Here is a 21,142-nt window from a genome sequence, read left to right as displayed (position 1 = left end):
ATTCCGTTCCCATGACATCCTCACCGCTCGTCACCGTCGTCATGCCCGCGTTCAACGCGCAGGCCTTCATCGGCGAAGCAATCGCTTCGATTCGCGCTCAAACGCTCGAAGACTGGGAGCTCATCGTCGTGGACGATGGCTCGATCGATCAGACGTTCGCCGTCGCGCAGCAGGCAGCGGGCGACGACAGCCGCGTGCGCCTCATACGCTTCGGCCGGAACGAGGGCATCAGCGCCGCTTCGAATGCGGGTTTCGACGCGGCGCGCGGCGAGTTCATCGCGCGCATCGACTCGGACGACCGGGCGCTGCCGACGAGGCTCGCCGCGCAAGTCGCCGCTTTCCGCGAGTGCGCGCGCCTTGCCGCTTGCGGCGGCCATGCGCGCTTGTTCGGCGATGGTATTGCCAACGACACTTATGGGCTTTGCACGCTCGGCGACGGCGCTCTGAAGGCCCGGCTTTTCGAAGGCTTCAACACCATCGGCGGCGCAATGCTCATGGTGCGCCGTTCGTTCGTCCGCGAGCATCGCATCCGGTTCGACATGCAGATGGCGAGCGCCGAAGACCTGAACTATCTCGTCGCGATCATGGTGGCCGGCGGCGAGATCGGCAATGTCGATGAAGTCCTCGTCGAGGTCAGGTCGCACCGAACCAGTTTCACCAGAAGCCGGGAAGATCTGGCGGGCCCGGCGATGAAAGGCCTCCGCAAACGTCTTTTGGCGCTCTGGTACCCGAGCCTCGATCCGCGCGACATCGATCTCATCGTTGGCATGTGGTTCGGCCTGGAAGTCGGCACCGACGAATTGCTCGCCGTCGTGCGCGCGGTCGACAGACTCATTGCTGCCGACGCGAAGGACTTCGGGCAAGACGTGTCCGTGCTTCATGATCTCATCGTCAGGCGCTTGGTCGCGGTGGTCGACTTCTTTCGAGGCGCATTCGATGCGTCCCATTTTCAGGCAATCCGCGTGTTGGCCGCTCCCGCCATCGGCGTCGCGCTCGATGCGGCCCGTCTTTCGCACGAAGCGGTCTGAGGCGTCGCTCCGCGTTTTCACCTAGCAATTCAAGGTTGACTCGCGTGCTCGCGCGTCCGACACTTTAGCCATGCAGGTGTGATCACAGGTCACACCAATCGAAAGCATCGCAGCAGCCGAACGAAAGAACGGAGGCAAAAGTTGGCGACACGCTCGACGACGGACTTACCCGCGCTCGAATTAGTTGCACGCGAAACCATGGCCGGTCGCGTTTATGCGCAATTGAGGCAGGCGATCATGACGGGCCGCTTCGCGCCTGGGCAGTTGCTCAGCTTGCGCAGCGTCGCGGAAGCGGTCGGCTCGTCGACCATGCCCGTGCGCGCCGCGCTCACGCGCTTGCAGGCGGAAGGCGCATTGATCGACGGTCCCGGCCGCGCGCTGATGGTTCCGCCGATGACGCTCGAACTCCTCGATGAGTTGCGGGACGTTCGCATCGCACTGGAAGGCGCGGTCGCCAAACGCGCGGCGTCGCGCATGACACGCGCGCATCTCGACGCGCTGCAGGCCATCTTCGACACGATGGACGCACACGTCGAAGCGGGCGACGTACCCGCGTATCTGCGCAGCAACTTCGAATTTCATATCGCCATTTACACGCACGGCGCGAGCGATCTCACGCTCGCGACCATCCAGAACCTCTGGATGCGCATCGGCCCGTTCCTGAATCTCGTCGCGCCCGACATTCCGCATATGCGCCGTTCGATGGCGGCGCATCGTCATATCGTCGAAGCGCTCTGGCGCGGCGATGGCGAAGGCGCGCGCGCCGGCATCGAGGAAGACATCGGCGATGCGGCCGCCGATCTGCAAGAGCGTTTGCAAAGCGGCGAACTGAGCAACAAGGCAAGCGCCTGACACGCATAACAACAACGGAGACATGGATGACGGTTCTTCAGATGCTGAAACCGCACGCGGGATTGCGCGTGCTCATCACGGGCGGCGCATCGGGCATCGGGCTCGTGATAGCGCGCGCGTTCATCGATGCAGGCGCGCGCGTGCACGTCTGCGATGCGAGTCCCGAAGCAATCGACGCATTGGCGAAAGCCGAAGCGAGCGCGGAGTGCAATGCGATCACGTCGACGCTCGCGGACGTAGCGGACAAGGAAGCGGTCGAGCGCGTATTCGTCGATGTGGAACGCGAGCTCGGCGGACTCGATGTGCTCGTGAACAACGCGGGCATCGCGGGGCCGACGGGCGGCATCGACGAGCTCGATGCGAACGAATGGGAACAGACCGTCGATGTGAATCTGAACGCGCAGTTCTACTTCGCGCGCCGCGCGGTGCCGCTCTTGCGCAACGCGAATGGCGGCGGGGCGATCATCGCGTTGTCGTCGGTGGCGGGACGGCTCGGCTACGCGTTTCGCACGCCTTATGCCGCGACGAAGTGGGCCGTCGTCGGCATGACGAAGAGCCTGGCTATCGAGCTCGGGCCGTCGAACATTCGCGTCAATGCGATCCAGCCGGGCATCGTGAAAGGGCCGCGCATCGAGCGCGTGATCGCGGCGCGCGCGAAGCAACTGAACGTCTCCTATGAAGAGATGGAGAAGCAATATCTCGCGAAGATTTCGCTGCGCCGCATGACGACGCCCGAGGAAGTCGCGGCCACGACGCTCTTCCTGTGCTCGCCCGCGGGCAGCGGCATCTCGGGACAGGCGATCTCCGTCTGCGGCAACGTCGAAGTCCTTTAATAGAACGAGGAGCACATGGCAACGAAACGCAAGGTCATCATCACCTGCGCGCCGACGGGCGCGATCCATACGCCTTCGATGTCGCCGTATCTTCCGCTCACGCCGCAGCAGATCGGCGATGCCGCGCTCGCGGCTGCAAAGGAAGGCGCCGCCATTCTGCACCTGCATGCACGCGACCCGAACGATGGTCATCCGACGCAGGATCCCGCCGTGTTTCAGGAGTTTCTGCCGCGCATCAAGGCGGAAACCGATGCGGTCATCAACATCACGACGGGCGGCAGCCCGCACATGACCGTCGCGGAGCGATTGAAGCCCGCGCATCACTTCAAGCCGGAAGTGGCGTCGCTCAACATGGGATCGATGAACTTCGGCCTGTATCCGATGCTCGATCGCTTCAAGGAATTCAAGTACGAGTGGGAGCGCAAGCATCTGGAAAACAGCCGCGATCTCGTGTTCAAGAACACGTTCGCGGATATCGAATACATCCTCACGTCGTGCAGCGATAACGGTACGCGCTTCGAGCATGAGTGCTACGACATCTCGCACCTGTACAACCTCGCGCACTTCGTCGATCGCGGGCTCGTCAAGCCGCCGTTCTTCGTGCAGAGCGTTTTTGGCTTGCTCGGTGGCATCGGGCCGCATCCCGAAGATCTGGCGCATATGAAGCGCACGGCGGATCGTCTCTTCGGCGACGACTATGTATGGTCGATTCTCGGCGCGGGACGTCATCAGATTCCGCTCGGCTCGATGGGCGTCGCGCAGGGATCGAACGTGCGTGTCGGCCTCGAAGACTCGTTGTGGATCGAGCCGGGCAAGCTCGCCGAATCGAGCGCGGCGCAGGTGAAGAAGATTCGCCAGGTGATCGAAGGACTGTCCCTCGATATCGCGACGCCCGCCGAAGCACGCGAGATGCTCAAGCTCAAAGGCGCGAGCGATACCAACTTCTGATAGCGGAGGGCATCGTGAGCACGAAGCTGAAGGTAGTCGCGATGCCGACGGGCTGGCTCACCGTCGATCGCTCATCGCAAGTGTATGGCCGCTACTTCGGCCAGCAGATGAAGGTGCCCGTATGGTCGACGGCGATTGTCGGCGCGCAGAAGAAGATCGTCGTCGATACGGGCATACACGATCCAGGCTGGGTGTCGAACTTCGTGTGCCCATGCGATCAGGCGCCGGAGGAAAAGCTCGAACGCGCGTTGAAGGAGTATGTCGGCTGGAGCGCGGACGAGGTCGATATCGTCATCAACACGCATCTGCATTACGACCATTCCGGCGGCAACACGCTTTTCAAGAATGCGCGCTTCATCGTGCAGGCGGCCGAGTGGGAATACGCGGGTCATCCGCTGCCGACGCAGGCCACGTATTACCAGGAGTTTCTGATCGGCCGCGAGCCGCTCGCGTATTTTCGGTGGCAGTTCGTGAACGGCGTGACCGATATCGTGCCCGGCGTGCGCGTCGTGCCGACGCCGGGTCATACGCCGGGGCATCAGTCCGTCGCGGTCGACACGGAAGAAGGTGTCGTGCTGATCGCCGGCGATTGCGCGAACTGCATGGAGAACATCGTCGATCTCGTTCCAGTGGGCATCGTGCATGAAACGCTGGCGGAGATCGGCTCGTTGTCGCGCATCCGTCAGATCGCCGATTTCGTCATACCCGGACACGACCCGGATGTCGTGCCCGGCAGCGCGGGCATCGCTCTGCCCGCGAGCGCTCGTCTGCCGCACATCCGAAGTTAGAAGCGCCCGCTTCATAACCATACGAATACCGGAGGAAGACATGAAAGCATTGACGCAGTCGATTCGTCATGCGGGACGGGCAGCGCTCGGCCTCGCGTTCGCGGCGGCGCTCGCCGTATCGGGCACGGCGCACGCGGCCGGCAAATACAAGATCTTTTTGTCGATGAGCTATGTCGGCAACGACTGGCAAACCGAAGCCGCGAACATGGTCAAGGCGATGGCCAATACGCCGGGGCTGAAAGACAAGGTCGATCTCGAAGTGCAGGTCGCGGGCACCGATGCGCAGAAGCAGATTCAGCAGATCAACTCGATGGTGCAGGCAGGCGCGAAGGCCATCGTCATCTATCCGATCTCGCCGACGGCGCTCAATCGCGCGATCAAGAACGCGTGCTCGAAGGGCGTCGTCGTCGCGGCGTATGACGGAGAAGTCACCGAGCCGTGCGCGCATAACGTGACGATCGATCAGCATCAGGCGGGCACCGTCACCGCGGAATGGCTCGCGAAGACCATCAACGGCAAGGGCAATGTCGTGATGATCACGGGCGTGCCGGGCACGTCGGTCGATCGCGCACGCACCGAGGCGGCGAAGGCCGTGTTCGCGAAGTATCCGGACATCAAGATCGTCGCGGAAGGAACGGGCATGTGGAGTCAGGCGACCGCGAAGACCGAGCTTTCGAAGATTCTCGCGACGAACAGCTGGGACAAGATCGACGGCCTGTGGATGCAGGTCGGCTGCTTCACGGCGGCGTCGATGCAGCTCGAAGCGGGCATTGCCGACGACAAGATCAAGCCGTGCGCGGGCGAATCGTCTAACGGCCATCGCGTGCAGATGCTGCCGCCGGGCGAAGTGAAGGGACAGGGCGGTTATCGCTCGATCGGCTATCGCTCGATCTCTTACGGCGCGCCTCCGTACTCGGGCGCGATGGCGCTCAAGATGGCCGTGAAGAAGCTCGACGGCGGCGACTTTCCGGCGCGCGTGACGCTCAAGCTGCCGCTTGTGCTGACCTCGGAATCGAAGCTGTGCAAGACGGGCAGCATCGACGAACTGAAGGCGGGCTGCACCGCGTTCCCGCCGGACAAGGTGCCGCCGGGCTGGTTCGCGGACATCTACTCCGAAGAGACGAAGGAAGTCGGCTTCAATGCGGCCTTGACGGGCAATCAGGACTGAGGCGGCGCGATGAACGACGCATCATTGGCGATCGATCTGTCGAAGGTGACGAAGCGCTTCGGCGCGACCGTCGCGCTCGATGGCGCGTCGTTCTCGGTGAAGCGCGGCGCGGTGCATGCGCTGCTCGGCGAGAACGGCGCGGGAAAGTCCACCACGGTCAAGCTGCTGTCCGGATTGATGCAGCCGGATGCGGGCAGCATCCGCGTAATGGGCAGCGACGTGACGATGAAGAGCCCGAAGGACGCGCATCGCGCGGGCGTGCAGACGGCGTTTCAGGAGATGACGCTCGTGCGCGATCTCACGGTCGCGCAGAACCTATTGATGTCGTACGAGCCGACGGGTTTTCTCGGGCGCATCAGAAAGCGCGACGCGCAGCGGCAAGCAGCGGAATGGCTCGACAGGCTCGAACTGTCCGATGTGCGTCCCGGCGCTTATATTCGCGATCTTTCGTTGCCGGTGCGGCAGAAGATCGAGATTGCGAAGGCCATCGTGCGCAAGCCGAAAGTGCTGTTGCTCGACGAACCGACGTCCGCGCTGTCGGGACGCGATGTCGCGTGGCTCTCACGGCGCATCGACGAACTGAAGGCGAGCGGCGTGACTTTCGTGTTCATCTCGCATCGCATGCAGGAAGTGCGCGAGTTCTGCGACAGCCTCACGGTGTATCGCAATGGCCGAGATGTGGGCGCGTTCGACGCTGCGGATATATCGGATGACGAAGTAATTCGACTCGTCATCGGGCGTTCGATGGAGGCGAAGTATCCGCCTAAGACCACGACGGTACGAAGCGACGCGACGCCGGCGATCGAGACGCGCAACGTTCGCGTCGATGGCGTCGTCGCCGATTTCGATCTCGCCGTGAAGCCGGGCGAAGTGCACGGCATCGCAGCGCTGCAGGGCATGGGGCAACGCGAGCTGTTCGAGGCGCTGTTCGGTGCCACTTACATCGACGATGGCGAGATTCGCATCGACGGTAAACCGGTGACGCTGACATCGACGGCGGATTCGCTGAAGGCCGGCGTATCGACGAGCTTTCTGCCCGAAGACCGCAAGACCGAAGGCCTGTTCCTGCGCTTGCCCGGCGGCGAGAATGTGTCGCTTCCCGTGATCGGCCGCTATGCGCGCTTCGGCCTCATCGATCGCAAGCGCGAGCAGGCCGCGATTCGTCGCTCGCTTGCGCAGATGGAGGTGAATCCGCGCGCGCTGTACAAGCCGTGTCTGTCGTTCTCCGGCGGCAATCAGCAGAAGATCGCGATGGCCAAGTGGCTGCTCACGCAAAGCCGCGTGTGGCTCATGTTCGATCCGACGCGCGGCATCGACGTCGGCACCAAGCATCAGATCTTCGTGCTGATGCGTGCATTCGCCGCGGCGGGTGGCTCCGTGCTCTTCTATTCGACGGACGTGCCCGAGCTCGTCAACGTGTGCGACCGCGTGTCGGTGATGTATCGCGGACGCAACGCCGGCGAGTTGAGCGGCGACGCGCTGACCGAAGAAAACGTGATGCGCAAGATGCTTTCCAGTTGAGAGGTTGCTCATGAAGATAGCCGTTGCGTCGCCCGAAAGCGAGGTCGTGCGGCCGGGCGCACGCGTGGGATTTGGCGCGCGCATCGATCATCATCGCGGACTTATCATCGCGATCAGTGCGTTGCTTGCGATGCTCGCCGGATGGGTTTCGCTGTCCGCGACACCTGTCGGGCTCTACGACATCGGATCGGTAATTTCGAGCGCAACTACACTCGCGCTCGCGGCGATCGGGCAGACCATCGTCGTGCTGTCGGGCGGATTCGATCTGTCGGCCTCGGCGGTCGTGTCGCTCGCGAACGTGCTTGCCGTGCGCTTCGTGCAAGGATCGCCCGTCGAACAATGGGGCGGCGCCGCGCTGATTCTGGCGATCGGCGGCGGCATCGGCCTCGTCAACGGCGCGCTGATCGCATGGTTTCGCTTGCAATCGATCGTCGTCACGCTCGCGACGATGTTCATGGTGCAAGGCTTGACGCTGCTGATTCAGAACAAGCCGGGCGGCAGCGTCGGCGATCAGTTCGGCGCGGTGCTCACCGCCGATCTCATCCCCGACAAGATGCCGATGTCGGCGGGCTTGCTGATTCTTGCGCTGTTGATCTGGTCGTTCATCAAGCGCACGCGTTACGGCGTGGGTCTGTACGCGTTAGGCAGCGATGCCGACGGCGCGTATGCGAACGGCATGCCGGTCACGCGCTACCGCATCGCGACGTATGCGCTCGCTGGCATGTTCTACGCGGCGGCGGGTCTGTATGTATCGGCACAGACGGGCTCGGCCGATCCGCTCGTCGGCCGTCCGCTGCTGCTCTCGATGTTCACGGCCGTCGTGCTCGGCGGCACGTTGCTCGGCGGCGGACGTGGCGGCTGCGTCGGCACCGTGTTCGCAGCAATGACGCTGATGATCACCGTGAACATTCTGCTCGTGCTGAACGTATCGGCGTTCTTCACGACGATAGCCGAGGCGGTGATCCTGATTCTCGCGGTGCTCGGTTCGTCGATCGGCAAGCAATCGGCGGCGCATGAATGCGCGCGTCACGCGGCGCAGTGGCTCAAGGCGGTGCGAACGGGCACGCGCGCACGCGACGACAAGCATGCGCGGCGCGTTGCGTTCGAAGTCGACGATTATCGTCCGGTTGAAAACACGGAGCTGAAGGGACGACCGATCGCCGACTGGATCGAGCGCAATCGCGAATGGGTCAAGTATGTGGTGCCGGCTTATCTGCTGTTCTTCGCGGTGGTCGTCATCACGGGCTTTGTCTATGGGCCGGGCGTGCTCGTCAGCGCGAACTTCTATAGCAGCCTGCTCACGCTGACCTTGTTTCTCGCGATACTCGGCCTCGGCCAGGGCGCGGTGATCCTGACGGGCGGACTCGACTTGTCGATGCCCTGGCTCATCACGCTGTCGGGCGTGTTGCTGACCGGACTCACGCACGGCGTGAACGGCGCGGCCGCGTGGGCGGTGCCGATGGTGCTGCTGGTCGGCCTGCTCGTCGGCGTGTTCAATGGCGTGGGCGTCGTGATGCTCGGCTTGCCGCCGATCGTCGTCACGCTTGCGGCGAACGGTTTGCTGCAAGGCCTCACGCTGATCTATTGCAATGGCTCGCCACAAGGATGGTCGCCGTCGACGATCAGCGAATTCACCAACGGACGCTTCGGTCCGCTGTCGATCGCGGCGTGGAGCGTGCCGGTATTTCTCGTCATCGCGTTGCTGCTCCTGCATCGCACGCCGTTTGGGCGGCGCGTGCATGCGGTCGGCAATTCGCCGGTCGCGGCGAAGCTGTCGGGCGTGCGCGTGGGCACGACGCTCATCGCCGTGTATTGCCTGTCGGGTCTGTGCTCCGCGATCGTCGGTCTGTTGCTCGCGGGGTTCAGCTCGCAAGCTTTTCTCGGCATGGGCGATCCGTATCTGCTGCCGTCGATTGCAGTGGTTGTTGTCGGCGGCGCATTGATTACCGGTGGACGCGGGCACTATCTCGGCGTGTTCGGCGGCGCGCTGCTGCTTACGGCGCTCGGGACGTTGCTTGCGGGAACCACGGTGCCGCCCGCGGTGCGCGACATCATCAACGGACTCGTCGTGCTGGCGGCTGTCATCACGCTGCGGGACAAGAAGGGCTAAACCAACTCGAACGAGGACCAGATGCAGATGCAAGCGAACAACATTGCGGTGATCGGTTCGGGCCGTATCGGCCGCGCGTGGGCGATCGTCTTTGCGAAGAGCGGCTTCAACGTCACGATCCACGATGCATCGAAGGACATGCTCGGCGGCGCGATTCCCGCGATCCGCGAAAGCGTCGAGGATCTGGCGTCGTTCGACCTGATCGATGAAGCCGTCGATGCGATCGTGGCCCGCATCACCGCATGCGAACATCTCGCCGATGCTGTCGCCGACGCGGATCTCGTGCAGGAGAACATCGCGGAAGTGGTGGAAGCGAAGCGTGCGTTGTTCATCGAACTGGACCGCCTCACGAAGCCTGACGCGATTCTGGCGAGTTCGACATCGGGATTGCCTGCATCGACCTTCACGGAAGGCATCGCAGGCCGCGCACGCTGTCTCGTCGCGCATCCGGTGAATCCGCCGTCGCTGGTGCCGCTCGTCGAGTTGTGCGGCGCGCCGTGGACCTCGCAGGACACGATGGAACGCGCACGCGCCATCTACGAAGGAGCGAAGCAAAAGCCCGTCACCGTGAATCGCGAGATCTCGGGCTTTCTGCTCAATCGTCTGCAAGGCGCGTTGCTCGACGAAGCGTTGAGTCTCTATGAACAAGGTTATGCGAGCGCCGCCGATCTCGACACCGTGATACGCGATGGACTCGCGATGCGCTGGTCGTTCATGGGCCCGTTCGAAACGATCGACCTCAACGCGCCCGGTGGCGTGGCCGATTACGCTGCGCGCTACGGCGGCACATACAAGAGCATCGCTGCGGGACGCAAGCCGTTCGACTGGTCCGCCGAGACGCTCGGCAAGCTCGATGCCGAACGGCGCGCGGTGCTGCCCCGCGAGAAGATCGAAGAACGCAGCCGCTGGCGCGATCGGCGTTTGATGGCGCTGCTCGCGCATCGGCGCGATATCGAGGACGGTGAAGCCTGAACAAAGGAGACGACGATGCCCGAAGTACGCTTGCTGGTCGATGCGAACAATCATCTCGGCGAAGGACCGCTATGGGATGTGAAGGAGGAGCGGCTCTACTGGATCGACAGCACGGCCGCGGAAATCTATAGCTGCCGTGCTGACGGCGGCGACGTGAAGCGCTATTTCGTGCCGCGTCACATCGGTTCGATGGCGTTGCGCGAGCAGGGCGGCGCGGTGGTCGCGCTCGCGAACGGCCTGCATTTCTACGACTTCGATGCGCAGACCGTGCAGTTCATCGCCGATCCCGAAAGCGACGATCCCGAGACGCGGTTCAATGACGGAAAGGTGGATCGCCGTGGACGCTTCATCGCGGGCACCATGTCCTACGACTTCGACCGCTACGATGCCGATCGCGGCCAGCGCTCGACGCGCAGCGGCGGGCTGTATCGGCTCGATACGAATGGCCAGGTCACGCGGCTCGACAGCGGCATCAGTTGTTCGAACGGCCCATGCTGGAGCCCCGACAACAAGACCTTCTACTTCACCGACACATACAGCAAGGAGATGTACGCCTACGACTACGACATCGAAACGGGCGCGGCGACGAACAAGCGCCTGTTCGCATCGGCGCACGACTTGGCCGGCACGTTCGATGGCGCAACCGTCGATGAAGAAGGCTATGTCTGGTCTGCTCTCGTCTTCGGCGGACGCATTCTGCGCTTCGCTCCCGATGGCAAACTCGATCGCGTCGTGCCGTTTCCCGTGCGCAATCTGACGAGCGTGATGTTCGGCGGACCGAGTCTCGACATCCTCTACGTATCGACGATGGGCCGCCCGATGTGGGGCATTCCGCAGAAAGAGCGCGACAAGGGCGGCCTTTTCGCGGTGACGGGCCTCGGCGTGCGCGGCATTCCCGAGCCGCGTTTCGCGGGATAGAGCATGAGCGTTTATCATTCGGGCCTCAGGGTCTCGAACGATATCGCTCGACATGGATACGAACAAGCTCATTGCGTCGCTGCCCGCGCGCATCGACGCGATCATCTCGCGCGGTGCGAAGGCGCATCCCGATCACATCGCGTTGCATGAGGACGCGCGCGCGTTGACTTATGCGCAACTCGACGATGCAATCGATGCGCTGGCCGCGCGTCTCGGTGCGGCGGGCGTGCGCGCCGGCGATCGCGTCATGCTGATCGGCGAGAACAGCGTCCTGCTCGTCGCATCGCTTTTTGCCGTGAGCCGTCTCGATGCGTGGGTGCTGATCGTGAATGCGCGATTGTCCGCAGTCGAGCTCGATGTGATCCGCGCGCATGCGAAGCCACGCATCGCGCTCTATACCGTCGATGTTTCCGACGACGCCGCGCATCACGCGCAACGTGACGGCGCTTCGGTCGAATCGCTCGATGCGACGCCGATCGGCGCGTTTGCGTTAAGCGATATCGATGCCGCGTCTGAGCAGGAGCCGCACGGACTGTCATCGGACAGGCAATGCGCGGCGCTCATCTACACGACGGGAACGACCGGCGCGCCGAAGGGCGTGATGCTGTCGCATCGCAATCTGCTGTTCGTCGCGGCAGTATCCAGCACGCTGCGTCGTGTCGGTACCAGCGATCGCGTCTATGCCGTACTGCCGATATCGCATGTGTTCGGTCTTGCGTCCATGTGCCTCGGTTCGCTGTATGCGGGCGCGACGTTGCGTCTTGCGGCGCGTTTCGATCCCGCGCGCGCGGGACGCGTTCTCAGCGATGAACGCATGACGATCTTTCAAGGCGTTCCCGCGATGCATGCGAAGCTGATCGATCATTTCACGCCGCGCGGCGGCCTGAATGCGCCATCGTTGCGCTTCGTCTATTGCGGCGGCTCGCCTCTCGACATGACGCTCAAGGCCGCTGCCGAAGCGTTCTACGGTGTGCCCTTGCATAACGGCTATGGCATGACGGAGAGCAGTCCGACCGTATCGAACACGCTGCTCGATGCACCGGCGCCCGATTCGTCCGTCGGGCCGCTGATTCCAGGCGTCGAGGCGCGCATCGTGCCGCTCGCGCATCAAAGCGACGCCGACGATACCGGCGAACTATGGGTGCGCGGGCCGAACGTGATGCTCGCCTATTACCGCGATGCGGCGCAGACGGCGGCCACGGTGACGGAGGACGGCTGGCTCAAGACGGGCGATCTCGCGCGCTTCGAGAGGGGCAACCTGTATATCGTCGGGCGCAGCAAGGAGTTGATCATCCGCTCGGGTTTCAACGTGTATCCCGCCGAAGTGGAGCAGGCGTTCAACAGTCATCCCGCCGTGCTGCATTCCGCCGTGATCGGACGGAGCGTGCAGGGCAATGAAGACGTGCTTGCGTTCGTCGAATTGAGGCCCGGCTGCACGGCGAGCGAAAGCGAACTCGCGGAGTGGGTCGGCGAGCGGCTCGCGCCCTACAAGCGGCCTTCTTCTATCCGCATACTCGATGCATTGCCCGTGTCCGCGAGCGGCAAGGTGCTCAAGCATCGGCTCGGAAAGCTCGCTAATTAGTTGCGGATGCAACCGGTTTGCTCGCTGCATTCGTGTCTTCGCCTGCGCCGCCCAGCGACTGGAAAAGTGCCGCGGTGTCCGAGAGACGATTGGCGTGCGCGAGCGCGTAATCGAGTTGCGTCTGAAGCGCCTGACGTTGTGTGTCGAGCAGATCGAAGCGGCTCACGCCGCCCGCCGTAAAGCGCGCGCTGGCTGTGTCGAGATTGGCTTGCGCTTCGTTCGCCGCGATCTCGCGCGCGTGCAGGGCATCGGCATCGTTTTGAAGCGCGGTCAGGCTATCGGCGACTTGTTGCAGCGCGTCCAGCACGGTCTGTCGATAGGCTTGCATGGCTGCTTCGTAGGCCGCTTCGGACGATCGCTTCCTCGCGCGCAGCTCGCCGCCATGAAATAGCGGCTGCGTGAGATTCAGGCCGACGTTCCACACGTTGAGGCTATTGAGCATGTCGTGGATGTTCGTGCGCTGGCTTCCCACGCCCGCAGAGAGCGAGAACTTCGGATAGAGGTCGGCAGTCGCCACGCCGACGTTCGCGCTCGCCCGATGCAGCAACGCTTCCGATGCGCGGATGTCGGGTCGTTCGCGTGCGAGCGTCGAGGGCAAGGTCAGCGGAACGTTGCCCGGAACATGAAGCGAGTCGAGCGTGATGGCATCGAAGTCGGCCTTGGATGGCTCGACGCCCAGCAACACTGCAAGCCGGTGATCGGCCTGATCGCGTTGCGTGACGAGCGACGGAAGGTTTGCGCGCGTCTGCTCGACGAGCGTGCGCTGGCTGCGCACGTCGAACGGCGCGACGCCGCCCGCCTTCAGGCGGCCTTCCATGATGGACAGTTGACGCATCTGTGCATCGACGAGACCTTCGGTGAGCGTGATCTGATGCTGCAACGAAGCGCGCCGGATCGCGGTGGCAACGACATTGCCCGCGATCGAAAGCCGCGCCGCATCGAGCTCGAACGACTGATAGTCCACTTGCGCACGCAATGCTTCGAGTGCGCGCCGCTCGCCGCCGAAGAAGTCGAGCGTGTAAGACACGCTCACCGAGGCATCATAAAGCGTGAACGGACCCGGACTCGGAATCGGCACGCCGAAGGCAGCAGGATCGACCTTTTGACGCGAGCCGGAGAGCGAGGCATCGACGACGGGAAAGTATGTCGCGCCCGCCTGCGCGCGATAGTCCTCGCGCGCCTGCACGAGCTTCGCCCGCGCCTCGTCGAGCGTGGGACTGTCGCTCAATGCGCGATCGACGAGACGGTTCAGCGTATTGGAGCCGAACTGCGTCCACCAGCGCGGCAGCGCATGATCGGCCGCGGGAAAGTCCTTTACCGCGACCGGCGTTTTGACATAGGTCTGCGTGTCCGGCGGCGCAGGCGCATGAAAATCGGGGCCGACAGTGCAGCCGCACAACGTGAGCGCGCAGAGGGGAAGAATCTTTTTCATCGATGTTTCCCTAGTCGAGCGTGCGCCGATAGAAGCGCAACGCAATGCCCATCACGATGACGGTGAAGAGCGCCATCGGCCACACCGAGGGCCACAGGTCCGCCCAGCCGTTGCCCTTGAGAAGAATGCCGCGAATCAGGCGATTGAAGTACGTGAGCGGCAGCAAATTGCCGATGAACTGCGCCCACGCCGGCATGCCCGCGAACGGAAACATGAAGCCGGAGAGAAGGATGTTCGGCAGGAAATAGAACATGGTGAGCTGCATCGCCTGAAGTTGGTTCTGCGCGAGCGACGACAGCGTGATGCCCACTGTCAGATTCGCGGCGATGAAAAGCAGCGCGGCGAGATAGATCGCGAGCGGATTGCCGACGAGCGGCACATGGAAGACGAAACGCGTGGCCGCGAGAATGATCGACGCCTGAATGAGACCGATGAACACGTAAGGCACGATCTTGCCCGTCATCACTTCGACGGGACGCACGGGCGTGGCAAGGAGGTTTTCCATCGTGCCGCGCTCGCGTTCGCGCGTCATCGCGAGGCCGGTCATCATGACGAGCGTCATCGTGAGAATCACGCCCATCAAGCCGGGCACGACGTTGTATTGCGTGATGCCTTCGGGGTTGTAGAGGTTGTGGACCTGCACGTCGAATGGGGCGGGCGTTGCGTTCAAACGAGCAAGCGGGCCGGTGATGTCCTTGTCGGCAACGGACTGCACGAGCATGGTCAGCGCGTTGCTCGCCTTGCTCACCGCATTCGGATCGGTCGCGTCGGCCTCGACGAGCAGCGCGGGCCGCTCGCCGCGCAACAGCTTGCGCGAGAAGTCGACGGGTATGTTCAGCACGAAAAGCACGCGGCCTTGCGCAAGTGCGCGACGGCCAGCTTCGTCGTCGGGCAGCGTCTCGACGATGTCGAAATAGCCGGAGTGCTCCATTGCCGCGATGAAGCTGCGCGAAAACGGACTCTGATCGCCGACGATCACGGCCGTCGGCAGATGCTTCGGGTCGGTGTTGATTGCGTAGCCGAAGAGGGCGAGCTGCACGATAGGCAAGCCGACGATCATGCCGAACGTGATGCGGTCGCGCCGCAATTGCAGGAACTCCTTGATGACGATGCTCCACCAGCGCGTCACGGAGAAGCGCGCGAATATCGCGAGCGGGCCGCGTGCCTTCATGACGTCACCTTGAAGTTGTCGGTCGACCGGCTCATCAGATAGATGAAGACATCTTCGAGTCCGGTTTCGATCGGCTCGGCGCGCGTTGCGCCGTCTTTTGTCGCATCGCGCACGGCCGCCTCGAGCGCAGCGTGATCGCTGCCGCTCACATGCAGCGCAGAGCCGAATACGACGGTCTGATCGATGCCGGGCGTCTTGCGCAAGCGTTCGGAAAGTTCGCTCAAATGCTCGCCGTGAATGCTCCATGTCGCGAGGTTTTGCGATGCGATCACTTCGTTCGCGGTGCCTTGCGCAAGCAGCTTGCCATACGCGATATACGCGAGCTTGTGGCATCGCTCGGCTTCATCCATGTAGTGCGTGCTCACCAGCACCGAAATGCCTTTCGCGGCGAGACGATGCAACTCCTCCCAGAAGTCGCGGCGCGCGGTGGGATCCACGCCTGCGGTCGGCTCATCGAGCAGGAGCAGCTTCGGCTCGTGCAGCATGCATGCGGCGAGCGCGAGGCGTTGCTTCCATCCGCCCGAGAGCGAGCCCGTCAGCTGACTCGCGCGGCTCTCCAGACCGAGCGCTTCGAGCGCGCGATCCACGGTTTCGCGGCGATTGCTCATCTGATAGATGCGCGCGACGAAGTCGAGATTCTCGCGAATCGTCAGGTCTTCCCAGTACGAGAAGCGCTGCGTCATATAGCCGACGTTGCGCTTGATCTCTTCGCTTTCGCGCACGATGTCGTAGCCGAGGCACGTACCGCTGCCCGAATCGGGGGTGAGCAGGCCGCACATCAGGCGGATGGATGTTGTCTTGCCGCTGCCGTTCGGGCCGAGAAAGCCGAAGATCTCGCCGCGCGCGACTTGCAGCGATACATCGTTGACGACGTGTTTGTCGCCGAAGTGCTTGTTGAGATTCTGGACGTCGATGACGTATTGCGTGTCCTGCATGCTCGTTACACTCATTGCAACCTCACGCCGACGGGTTGGCCCGGATGAAGCTTCGATGCATCGGCCGGTTGAGGATGCGCTTCGACCATGAACACGAGCTTCGAGCGATTCTCGTTGCTATAGATGACCGGCGGCGTGTATTCGGCCTGATTCGAGATGTAGGTGATTTTCGCGGGCACGTCTTCCGTGCAGCCGTCGCAATGAATCGATATCGCGCGCCCCGTTGCGAGGCTACCCACCGTGTTTTCCGCAACGAAGAAGCGCACTTTCACGTTCTGCGGCGGCAACATCTGCACGACCGGACTGCCCGCCTGTACCCATTCGCCGACACGATAAAGCGTGTCGTACACGAGCCCGTCCGCAGGCGCCGCAACGCGCTTTTGGTCGACCTTCCATTGCGCCTGAGCGACAAAGGCTTGCGCGGCTGCGACTTGCGCGCGTTGCGCCGCGATCTGTTGAGGACGGCCCGGCAGGCGTGCGATATCGACCTGTTCGGCGAGGTCGCGTACTTGCGCGGCGGCGGCATCCGCATTCGCGCGCGAATCGTCGAGCTGCCCTTTGGCGATGCCGCCCGCGCTGAACTGCGCTTCATCGCGGCTCAGTTGCAGCGCGGCCTTGCGAGCGTTCGCGCGTGCCTGCGCGAGTTGCGCGCGCACCGATGCGACCTCCGGTGCGCGCTTTCCCGTGAGGATGTCCTCGAGTTGCGACTGCGCGGCCGTGAGTTGACGCTGTGCCTGATCGAGGGCGGCGGTTTCATCGGCCGATTCGAGCATGAAGGCGCTCGTTCCCGCCTTCAACGTTTGCCCCCGCGCGACGGACAGCGCTGTGAGCTTGCCCGATTGCGACGAGCCGAGGTAGACGAATTCACCTTCCACGTAGCCCTGATAGATATCGCGGTCCTGATGCGAGCACGCCGCGAGCGCCGTGGCGAAAAGCAAGCAGGTCGGGATGGCGGTGATGCGGCTCATGGCGCGCTCCGTGGAAGTATTCGTTACTTGGTTGGTCTACCAAACAATACGTGAGACGGCTCGTCGGTGTCAAGCAGAGCGGCGGTGGGTCGCACGCGGGTGTGCCAAATCAAGGATAGACGGCGCGAGTAAAAATTACAGGCGGGGCGGATGCGCCGGCGTAAAACGACGCCACGAGCGAAAGTAAGACGAAAGCGCGAGCAGGCATTACGTGTGCTTCGCTGATAGCGACACGAGGCGACGACGACATGGACAATCTTTTGAAGATCGCGCAGGACTGCGGCTTTTCCGTGGTGCTGGAAGGCCGGATCGGCACGCAGGAATACAACAGCGTGAGTGGTCCGCTGCAGGCGTTGGAGAAGTTCGCGGAAGTCATCCGCGATACGGCTTTGCAGGAGCAGCCGCGGCAGGACGAGTGAGCTCGAGTCGCTGTTCGAGAATGGCGTCATTCGGGTGAAAGCGTTTCGCGAATAGATTCGGCTTCCGAATTAAATAACCGCCGACAACCTTTGCGTGTCTCCTGCATTCGAATTACAGTGCGATATTCGTGTGACTGGAATCGACACTGATAAGAACGGAGACGCCAAGATGAATCGAAGAAAGGGACAACGCCTGATTGCGCTGACGATCGGCGCATCTCTAATCGCACCGCTCGACGCGCGAATCGCATTCGCCGATACACCGGGCGATGAAACGATTGCCGTTGCCGGTCTTTCGCAACCGTCGGACATCCTGATCGACCGTTGGGGCGTACCGCACATCTTCGCCGTCAACGATAGCGACGCCTTCTTCGTGCAAGGCTTCAACGCCGCGCGTGACCGCATGTTTCAGATCGATCTGTGGCGCAGACGCGGCCTCGGCGAGCTTTCGGAGGTCTTCGGTCCCGCTTATGTGGAACAGGACAAGGCCACGCGGCTCTTTCTTTATCGCGGCGACATGGCGACCGAATGGCAGCGCTATGGTCCCGATGCGAAGCCTGCCGCGACACGCTACGCAGCCGGCGTGAATGCGTATATCGACTGGCTTGCCGCGCATCCGGACCGCATGCCTTATGAGTTTCGCAAGATCGGCTATTGGCCGGCGAAATGGAGCGCCGACGATATCGTGCGTATTCGCAGCCACGGTCTCACGCGAAATCTCACGAGCGAAGTCGCGCGTGCACGCGTGACGTGCAAGAGCTCGCTCGAAGCGGACACCGTGCGTTTCGGACTGCAGCCGCAGTGGAAAGCGCAGATGCCCGCGGGCCTCGATCCCTGCCTTCCCGATGATGTCCTCAAAGTCTTTACGCTCGCAACACAAGGCGTGCGCGTGACGAAGGAGTCGATGAAGAGCACGGATGCATCGACGACGATGATCGCCGCAGCCGAGAATCCCGAGGAAGTGACCGAAGGCAGCAACAACTGGGTGATCGCGCCATCGAAGTCGGCGACGGGCCGCGCGATCATGGCGAACGATCCGCATCGTGCTTATGCCGCGCCGAGCCTTCGCTACATTCAGCAGATCAGCACGCCGACGCTCGATATCATCGGCGCGGGCGAACCTTCGGCGCCAGGCATTTCGATCGGGCATAACGGCTCGATCGCTTATGGACTCACGATCTTCAACATCGATCAGGAAGATCTCTATGTATACGAGTTGAATCCGGCGAATTCGCGGCAGTATCGTTATAAGGGCAAGTGGGAGCCGATGCGCGTCGTGCGTGAACAGATCGCCGTGCGTAATGGCGCTCCCGTCACCGCCGATCTGCTTTACACGCGACACGGTCCTGTGATCTATACGGAAGAAGGCAAGCATCGCGCCTTCGCCGTGCGCACGGCGTGGCTGTCGCCCGGCATGTCGCCGTATTTCGATTCGATGCGCTATATGCGCGCGAAGAATTACGCGCAGTTCAAGGCATCGCTTGCGACATGGGGCGCGCCGACTGTGAATCAGCTCTATGCGGACAAGGATGGAAACATCGGCTGGGTGCCGAGCGGCCTCGCGCCGAAACGCCCGAACTGGGACGGCCTCATGCCCGTGCCCGGCGATGGCCGCTATGAATGGGCGGGCTTCTGGCCGCGCGATGCAATGCCTTCGGTCTATAACCCGGCGCAAGCTTATTTCACCACGTCGAACGAAATGAATCTGCCCGCGGGTTATTCGTATGCGGAGCGCAAGCTCGGCTTCGAATGGACCAACGGGTCGCGGCATCAGCGTATCGACGAAGTGTTGAAATCGCTGCCGAGGGTGTCGATCGAAGACTCCGAGCGCTTGCAGAACGATGACGTTTCGATTCCGGCGCGCAGGCTCGTCGCATTACTCGCGCCGCTTTCGAGCGATGATGAAGACACACGCGCCGCGCTCGCGATGCTCAAGGACTGGGACGCGCACATGAGCGCGAGTTCGCCGCAAGCCGCGCTCGAAGAAGTATGGTTCTCGCGTCATCTCGGACGCACGTTCAAGGAAGCGGTGTTGCCGAAGGACGCGGCGGCGTCGTTCGGCGCACCCGATACCTCGGTGATGCTCGATTCGCTCGAACATCCCGAGACGCGCTTCGGCGATGAGGCGCTGGCCAAACGCGATGCCGTTCTGCTTTCGAGTCTGCGCGATGCCTATGCGGAGATGCGTCATCTGCAAGGCGCCGATGCAACCCAGTGGCGTTGGGGCAAGCTGCAAACGAACCTCAACGCGCATCCTCTGGCCGATGTCGTCGATGCGGACATGCGTGCGAAGCTGAACGTCGGGCCGATCGGAAAGGGAGGCAGCGCTTACACGCCGAATCAGTCGACCTATCGCGCGAGCGACTTCCGCGAGACGAACGGACCGTCGTTTCGTGTGGTCGTCGATGTCGGCAACTGGGACAACTCGCGTGCGGTGAATCTGCCTGGCGAATCGGGCGATCCGGATAGCCCGCATTATCGGGATCTCGCGCAGATGTGGCTCGACGGGCAGTACTTCCCGTTGCTGTATTCGCGCTCGGCCGTCGAAGCCGCAACGGAGAAACGCGTGCATCTCGTGCCGGACGCGCATTGAGCACGGGCTGCGTGAGCGCCGATGATCTTCACGGCGCTTTGCATCACAATTACGATCGCGGTGGACGGGTGCTGGCTGGCGCCTTGCCGGACTCCTCATCCGGTTCATCCTCCGCGCTTCCTTCTTTTTTCTTCTTATAGAGTCTGCTTCGACGCGGGAATAGATCGCTGCGTACCCGGGTTAACCAATCGAAGCCTCTACGCTTGAAACCTAGGTCAAGTGAGTCGAAGCCGCGCAAGGGCCCTGTGCGTTCGATGAGGTCGTGGATCGCGTGCGATCCGGTCAACCTTTTCTGTCGGAGTGAACATCATGAACGCCATCGCCAAAATCGTCGTGTCCGTCGCCGTGGTCGCTGCACCCACGTTCGTTTTCGCGCAGAGCCAGAACGCCCCTCTGACGCGCGAACAAGTCAAGGCCGAGCTTGTTCAGCTCGAACAGGCGGGGTATTCGCCGGCCACGGGCGAGCAAGCCAACTATCCCTCGGATATTCAGGCGGCGGAAGCGAAGGTCGCCGCGCGGCGGAACGCGAACGAAGCGAATGAAGCGTACGGCGGCACCCATGCCGGCGGCGCGGCGTCGGGTTCAGGCGCGATGCGCAAGCCGATGTCGATGAAGCATGGTTCGATGTGGATGTCTACGTCGGATTGCGTCGGGCCCGCGAGTTATTGCACGCTGTTTTTCGGAAGCTGAGTCGTCGGGCTGTTGGTGAGCGCGGGGGAGTCGGTCGGGACTTCCCGCGTTTGCATGTCTGGCTATTTGTACGTCCAGCGGCGTTTGGCGGGCGCAGAAAATAATTTGTGAAAGGGGCTTGCGGAGATGTCATCGGCTCTTCATAATCTCGTTTCTCTGCTGCTGATGCAGCGACGCAAGACGGAAGTTGAAGTAAGGCTTGTCTTGCGATGTG

General features: G+C 62.6%; 18 protein-coding genes. 14 read left to right on the top strand and 4 right to left on the bottom strand.

Features of this window, described 5'->3' with window-relative positions; translation table 11 throughout:
• Window positions 1-11 precede the first annotated feature (11 nt).
• The 11 genes from NCR93_RS19180 to NCR93_RS19130 all read left to right on the top strand — a co-directional run bounded on the left by NCR93_RS19180 (window position 12) and on the right by NCR93_RS19130 (window position 12,720).
• Entirely contained in the window at window positions 12-1,028 is a 1,017-nt protein-coding gene (locus NCR93_RS19180) for a glycosyltransferase family 2 protein (protein ID WP_175982871.1), read from the top strand.
• A gap of 198 nt (window positions 1,029-1,226) precedes the next feature.
• Window positions 1,227-1,880 (top strand): GntR family transcriptional regulator, encoded by a 654-nt coding sequence (locus NCR93_RS19175; protein ID WP_175982872.1) that lies wholly within the window; start codon window positions 1,227-1,229, stop codon window positions 1,878-1,880.
• A 26-nt stretch (window positions 1,881-1,906) separates the two neighbouring features.
• Window positions 1,907-2,713 carry an SDR family oxidoreductase gene (locus tag NCR93_RS19170; protein ID WP_175982873.1) on the top strand — a complete coding sequence of 269 codons (807 nt, stop codon included), beginning with the start codon at window positions 1,907-1,909 and terminating at the stop codon, window positions 2,711-2,713.
• A 15-nt stretch (window positions 2,714-2,728) separates the two neighbouring features.
• The gene (gene kce / locus NCR93_RS19165) at window positions 2,729-3,661 is read left to right on the top strand and encodes a 3,5-dioxohexanoate:acetyl-CoA acetone transferase (RefSeq protein WP_008354425.1); all 933 of its coding nucleotides are present in this window, start codon (window positions 2,729-2,731) and stop codon (window positions 3,659-3,661) included.
• A 14-nt stretch (window positions 3,662-3,675) separates the two neighbouring features.
• On the top strand, window positions 3,676-4,449 hold the full coding sequence (locus NCR93_RS19160; protein ID WP_175982874.1) for an N-acyl homoserine lactonase family protein: 774 nt from the start codon (window positions 3,676-3,678) through the stop codon (window positions 4,447-4,449).
• Between the two features lie 40 nt (window positions 4,450-4,489).
• Complete coding sequence (locus NCR93_RS19155) at window positions 4,490-5,617, top strand: sugar ABC transporter substrate-binding protein (RefSeq protein WP_008354427.1); 1,128 nt, start codon at window positions 4,490-4,492, stop codon at window positions 5,615-5,617.
• Between the two features lie 9 nt (window positions 5,618-5,626).
• Window positions 5,627-7,138, top strand: coding sequence for a sugar ABC transporter ATP-binding protein (locus NCR93_RS19150; protein WP_175982875.1), 1,512 nt, complete (start codon window positions 5,627-5,629; stop codon window positions 7,136-7,138).
• 10 nt (window positions 7,139-7,148) lie between these two features.
• Complete coding sequence (locus tag NCR93_RS19145; RefSeq protein ID WP_175982876.1) at window positions 7,149-9,248, top strand: ABC transporter permease subunit; 2,100 nt, start codon at window positions 7,149-7,151, stop codon at window positions 9,246-9,248.
• A gap of 27 nt (window positions 9,249-9,275) precedes the next feature.
• The gene (locus NCR93_RS19140; protein WP_175982877.1) at window positions 9,276-10,220 is read left to right on the top strand and encodes a 3-hydroxyacyl-CoA dehydrogenase; all 945 of its coding nucleotides are present in this window, start codon (window positions 9,276-9,278) and stop codon (window positions 10,218-10,220) included.
• 15 nt (window positions 10,221-10,235) lie between these two features.
• A complete protein-coding gene (locus tag NCR93_RS19135; protein ID WP_175982878.1) occupies window positions 10,236-11,138 on the top strand; it encodes an SMP-30/gluconolactonase/LRE family protein in 903 nt (300 codons plus the stop codon).
• Window positions 11,139-11,190: 52 nt separating this feature from the next.
• Window positions 11,191-12,720: a class I adenylate-forming enzyme family protein gene (locus NCR93_RS19130; RefSeq protein ID WP_175982879.1), complete on the top strand. Its 1,530-nt coding sequence runs from the start codon at window positions 11,191-11,193 to the stop codon at window positions 12,718-12,720.
• On the opposite strand, the gene NCR93_RS19125 is transcribed toward NCR93_RS19130, so the two are convergent.
• Genes NCR93_RS19125 through NCR93_RS19110 form a run of 4 tightly spaced genes read right to left on the bottom strand, consistent with a single transcriptional unit; the run spans window position 12,713 to window position 17,226 of the window.
• Window positions 12,713-14,152 (bottom strand): efflux transporter outer membrane subunit, encoded by a 1,440-nt coding sequence (locus tag NCR93_RS19125; RefSeq protein ID WP_175982880.1) that lies wholly within the window; start codon window positions 14,150-14,152, stop codon window positions 12,713-12,715. The two genes, NCR93_RS19130 and NCR93_RS19125, sit on opposite strands and share 8 nt — an antisense overlap.
• 10 nt (window positions 14,153-14,162) lie before the next feature.
• Window positions 14,163-15,323, bottom strand: a complete 1,161-nt coding sequence (locus tag NCR93_RS19120) for an ABC transporter permease (protein WP_008354441.1) — start codon at window positions 15,321-15,323, stop codon at window positions 14,163-14,165.
• Window positions 15,320-16,273 (bottom strand): ABC transporter ATP-binding protein, encoded by a 954-nt coding sequence (locus NCR93_RS19115; protein WP_372492620.1) that lies wholly within the window; start codon window positions 16,271-16,273, stop codon window positions 15,320-15,322. Before NCR93_RS19115 ends, NCR93_RS19120 begins: the two co-directional genes overlap by 4 nt.
• On the bottom strand, window positions 16,270-17,226 hold the full coding sequence (locus NCR93_RS19110; RefSeq protein ID WP_175982881.1) for an HlyD family secretion protein: 957 nt from the start codon (window positions 17,224-17,226) through the stop codon (window positions 16,270-16,272). Before NCR93_RS19110 ends, NCR93_RS19115 begins: the two co-directional genes overlap by 4 nt.
• Window positions 17,227-17,474: 248 nt before the next feature.
• Between NCR93_RS19110 and NCR93_RS19105 the strand changes: the two genes are divergently transcribed.
• From NCR93_RS19105 to NCR93_RS19095, 3 genes are all read left to right on the top strand, one after another.
• On the top strand, window positions 17,475-17,645 hold the full coding sequence (locus NCR93_RS19105) for a hypothetical protein (protein ID WP_008354446.1): 171 nt from the start codon (window positions 17,475-17,477) through the stop codon (window positions 17,643-17,645).
• A 169-nt stretch (window positions 17,646-17,814) separates the two neighbouring features.
• Window positions 17,815-20,238, top strand: coding sequence for a penicillin acylase family protein (locus NCR93_RS19100; RefSeq protein WP_175982882.1), 2,424 nt, complete (start codon window positions 17,815-17,817; stop codon window positions 20,236-20,238).
• Between the two features lie 309 nt (window positions 20,239-20,547).
• Window positions 20,548-20,928: a DUF4148 domain-containing protein gene (locus tag NCR93_RS19095; RefSeq protein WP_175982883.1), complete on the top strand. Its 381-nt coding sequence runs from the start codon at window positions 20,548-20,550 to the stop codon at window positions 20,926-20,928.
• The last annotated feature ends 214 nt before the right edge of the window (window positions 20,929-21,142 follow it).

The organism is Caballeronia sp. ATUFL_F1_KS39, assembly GCF_023630985.1.
GTDB lineage: Bacteria > Pseudomonadota > Gammaproteobacteria > Burkholderiales > Burkholderiaceae > Caballeronia > Caballeronia zhejiangensis.
The sequence above is the reverse complement of the archived record's forward strand: the minus strand, read 5'-3'. Positions and strand labels throughout refer to the sequence as shown.

What these genes read in the sequence shown, in the direction of transcription:
- NCR93_RS19110 (WP_175982881.1), bottom strand. Translation starts at nt 17,226, where the DNA reads ATGAGCCGCATCACCGCCATCCCGACCTGCTTGCTTTTCGCCACGGCG.
- NCR93_RS19135 (WP_175982878.1), top strand. Translation starts at nt 10,236, where the DNA reads ATGCCCGAAGTACGCTTGCTGGTCGATGCGAACAATCATCTCGGCGAA.
- NCR93_RS19150 (WP_175982875.1), top strand. Translation starts at nt 5,627, where the DNA reads ATGAACGACGCATCATTGGCGATCGATCTGTCGAAGGTGACGAAGCGC.
- NCR93_RS19105 (WP_008354446.1), top strand. Translation starts at nt 17,475, where the DNA reads ATGGACAATCTTTTGAAGATCGCGCAGGACTGCGGCTTTTCCGTGGTG.
- NCR93_RS19145 (WP_175982876.1), top strand. Translation starts at nt 7,149, where the DNA reads ATGAAGATAGCCGTTGCGTCGCCCGAAAGCGAGGTCGTGCGGCCGGGC.
- NCR93_RS19175 (WP_175982872.1), top strand. Translation starts at nt 1,227, where the DNA reads ATGGCCGGTCGCGTTTATGCGCAATTGAGGCAGGCGATCATGACGGGC.
- NCR93_RS19125 (WP_175982880.1), bottom strand. Translation starts at nt 14,152, where the DNA reads ATGAAAAAGATTCTTCCCCTCTGCGCGCTCACGTTGTGCGGCTGCACT.
- kce (WP_008354425.1), top strand. Translation starts at nt 2,729, where the DNA reads ATGGCAACGAAACGCAAGGTCATCATCACCTGCGCGCCGACGGGCGCG.
- NCR93_RS19100 (WP_175982882.1), top strand. Translation starts at nt 17,815, where the DNA reads ATGAATCGAAGAAAGGGACAACGCCTGATTGCGCTGACGATCGGCGCA.
- NCR93_RS19130 (WP_175982879.1), top strand. Translation starts at nt 11,191, where the DNA reads ATGGATACGAACAAGCTCATTGCGTCGCTGCCCGCGCGCATCGACGCG.
- NCR93_RS19155 (WP_008354427.1), top strand. Translation starts at nt 4,490, where the DNA reads ATGAAAGCATTGACGCAGTCGATTCGTCATGCGGGACGGGCAGCGCTC.
- NCR93_RS19180 (WP_175982871.1), top strand. Translation starts at nt 12, where the DNA reads ATGACATCCTCACCGCTCGTCACCGTCGTCATGCCCGCGTTCAACGCG.
- NCR93_RS19120 (WP_008354441.1), bottom strand. Translation starts at nt 15,323, where the DNA reads ATGAAGGCACGCGGCCCGCTCGCGATATTCGCGCGCTTCTCCGTGACG.
- NCR93_RS19140 (WP_175982877.1), top strand. Translation starts at nt 9,276, where the DNA reads ATGCAAGCGAACAACATTGCGGTGATCGGTTCGGGCCGTATCGGCCGC.
- NCR93_RS19115 (WP_372492620.1), bottom strand. Translation starts at nt 16,273, where the DNA reads ATGAGTGTAACGAGCATGCAGGACACGCAATACGTCATCGACGTCCAG.
- NCR93_RS19170 (WP_175982873.1), top strand. Translation starts at nt 1,907, where the DNA reads ATGACGGTTCTTCAGATGCTGAAACCGCACGCGGGATTGCGCGTGCTC.
- NCR93_RS19095 (WP_175982883.1), top strand. Translation starts at nt 20,548, where the DNA reads ATGAACGCCATCGCCAAAATCGTCGTGTCCGTCGCCGTGGTCGCTGCA.